This is a genomic window from Shimia sp. (assembly GCF_041624275.1).
Classification (GTDB): Bacteria; Pseudomonadota; Alphaproteobacteria; order Rhodobacterales; family Rhodobacteraceae; genus Shimia.
The window spans coordinates 1-2,795 of record NZ_JBFJVE010000274.1 but is presented as its reverse complement, the minus strand read 5'-3'; the positions used below and the strand labels follow the sequence as shown (position 1 = coordinate 2,795).

Annotated in this window: 3 protein-coding genes; 1 reads left to right on the top strand and 2 read right to left on the bottom strand. The window is 65.7% G+C overall.

The window, feature by feature from the left end:
• The coding region (locus ABZD10_RS14945; RefSeq protein WP_372887725.1) for a chromosomal replication initiator DnaA at nucleotides 1-584 on the bottom strand (584 nt) is incomplete at its 3' end.
• A gap of 1 nt (nucleotide 585) precedes the next feature.
• Entirely contained in the window at nucleotides 586-1,653 is a 1,068-nt protein-coding gene (locus ABZD10_RS14940) for an AI-2E family transporter (protein ID WP_372887723.1), read from the bottom strand.
• Nucleotides 1,654-1,866: 213 nt separating this feature from the next.
• Here ABZD10_RS14940 and proS point away from each other — a divergent pair.
• A partial coding sequence (gene proS / locus ABZD10_RS14935) for a proline--tRNA ligase (RefSeq protein ID WP_372887721.1) occupies nucleotides 1,867-2,795 on the top strand: 929 nt, incomplete at its 3' end.

Below are 2,795 nucleotides of genomic sequence, written 5' to 3'. Positions count from 1 at the left end.
AGACGCTGCGCATCTTCGAAAGACCGCTCCATGTGTTTCACCAGATAGGGGATGGTGTCGGGGTGCGGGGTCAGCTGGCGGTCGTTGAACAGCTTGGCCAGGACCACGCTCAGCAACTGGTCGTCGGGCTGCTCGAGCGCCGCCACGGTCGCCCCCTGCACCCGGCTTTGCAGGTCGGGCAGCGACAAGCGCCAGTTTCCCGGCTCGCCCTCACCGGTCAGCAGCAGGCTGTGGCCCTCGGCGAGGGCCAGGTTGTGCAGGTGGAACAACGCCTTTTCCGCCGCGCGGTTGCCGGCGATCTCGGGCACGTCCTCGATCGCCACCGGGCCGCTGGCCAGCCCGGGAACCCGGTCTTCCACGAGGTCGCGTGCGGGCAGGATCGCGCCGCCGCTCTGCGCCGTCCAGACATGCGCCAGATGGGTCTTGCCGCTGCCCCGCGGCCCGATCAGCGCCAGCTTGCCACCCGGCCAGTGCGGCCAGCTTTCGATCAGCCCCAGCGCCAGCGCGTTGGCCGGGCTGACGAAGAAATCGTCGCGCCCCAGTGCGGTGCGCACCGGCAGGGTCAGGTTGAGTTGGTGCGACATGTCAGTCCGGGCGTTTGCCGGCATGGCCGGAATAAAGCTTGGAGCCGGTATACTGGGTGATGAAGAACCGCGCCAGCACCCCGATCGCCGCCGCCAGCGGCACCGCGACCAGCATGCCGACAAAGCCGAACAGGGCGCCGAAGACCGACAGCGCGAAGATCAGCCAGACCGGGTGCAGCCCGACGGAATTGCCGACCAGCTTCGGGGTCAGCACATTGCCCTCGATCACCTGGCCCAGGACAAAGATCGCGCCCACCAGCCCCAGCGAGACCCAGTCGCCCCAGAACTGGAACAGGCCCAGCCCGATGGCCAGGGCGCCGCCGATCAGCGCCCCGACATAGGGAATGAAGGTCAGCGCCCCGGCGACGAAGCCGACCACCAGCCCGAATTGCAGCCCGACGAGGATCAGCGCGATGGCGTAATAGGCGCCGAGCATGATGCAGACCGAGCCCATGCCGCGGATGAAGGCCGCCAGCGTGTGGTCGATCTCGGAGGCCAGCAGCCGGATCGTCGGCGCATAGTCGCGCGGCAGCAGATTGTCGATCACCGCCACCATGTCGTCCCAGTCGAGCAGCAGGTAGAAGGCCACCACCGGCACGATCACCAGGAGCGCCAGCACGTTGATCACCGACATCGCCGAGGACAGGAAACCCTGAAGCAGCTGCCCGCCGTGATCCCTGACCGCCTCGCCCAGCCCCTGCAGCGAGCGCTGCACCACCGAGCCGTCCTGCAACAGCTGCGGGAAATGGGTCTTGACGAAGGTCAGCAGGTCGGCGGCGAACTGCGGCGCCATTTCAACCAGCGTCAGGGTCTGTTCGATCAGCATCGGCAGCACCGCCAGCGTCAGGATCACGGTCACCACCAGCATCGTCAGGGTGATGACCACCGTTGCCGCGACGCGGCTGAAGCCGAGGGTTTCGAGGCGGTCGGCCACCGGATCGAGGAAATAGGCGATCGCCCCGCCGAGCACGAAGGGCAGCATGATCTCGCCGAGGAACCACAGTGCCAGCACGAAAACCGCGCAGGCGATGCCCCAATAGGTGACTTGTTGCCGGACTGGTAGTGCCATCAATGCCTCGCGCGGGAAAATCCGCCCCAGTTTTTGCCGATGCGGCGCGCGGGGGCAAGCCTTAACGGCGCCATCCCGCCTGCCGGGGCCGGGCGCGGATCCTGCCTTCAATTGCGCGGCCTGCCCCTGTCTGCACCTGTCTGGCCCTTGTCTGGCCCGGCGCGAAGCCATAAACGGGTGCAAACAAGTTCATCCCGTCTTTATGGAGCGACCATGCGCCTGTCCCGCTATTTTCTGCCCGTGCTGAAAGAAACCCCCGCCGAGGCGCAGATCGTGAGCCACCGCTACATGCTGCGGGCCGGCATGATCAAGCAGCAGGCCGCCGGCATCTATTCCTGGCTGCCGATGGGCTTCAAGGTGCTGCGCAAGATCGAGAACATCGTGCACGAGGAACAGATGCGGGCCGGGCATATCCCGATCCAGATGCCGATCCTGCAGGGCGCCGACCTGTGGCGCGAATCCGGCCGCTATGACGATTACGGTGCCGAGATGCTGCGCATGCAGGACCGGCACGGGCGCGATCTTCTCTACACGCCGACCGCCGAGGAGATGGTCACCGACATCTTCCGCAGCCATGTCAGCAGCTACAAGGACCTGCCGCTGACCCTCTATCAGATCCAGTGGAAGTTCCGCGACGAGATCCGGCCGCGCTTCGGGGTCATGCGCGGGCGCGAGTTCTACATGAAGGACGGTTATAATTTCGACCTCACCAAGGAGGATGCGCTGCACGCCTACAACCGCCATCTGGTGAGCTACCTGCGCACCTACGAGCGGATGGGGCTGCAGGCGATCCCTATGCGGGCGGATTCGGGGCCGATCGGCGGCGATTACACGCACGAATTCCTGGTTCTCGCCGATACCGGCGAAAGTGAAGTGTTCTACGACAGCGCGATCACCGACCTGAGATTCGGCGACCGCGAGATCGACTACGACGACAAGGCCGAATGCCAGGCGGTGCTTGAGGAGTTCACCTCGCGCTACGCCCGCACCGACGAGACCCACGACGAGGCTGTCTTCGCCGAGATCCCGGAGGCAAGGCGGCGCAGCGCGCGCGGCATCGAGGTCGGCCAGATCTTCTATTTCGGCACCGAGTATTCCGAGAAACTCGGCGCCTTTGTTCAGACCGAGGTCGGCGAACGGGT

Excerpts from the sequence above, each read along its gene's own strand:
- ABZD10_RS14940 (WP_372887723.1), bottom strand. The coding sequence starts at position 1,653 with ATGGCACTACCAGTCCGGCAACAAGTCACCTATTGGGGCATCGCCTGC.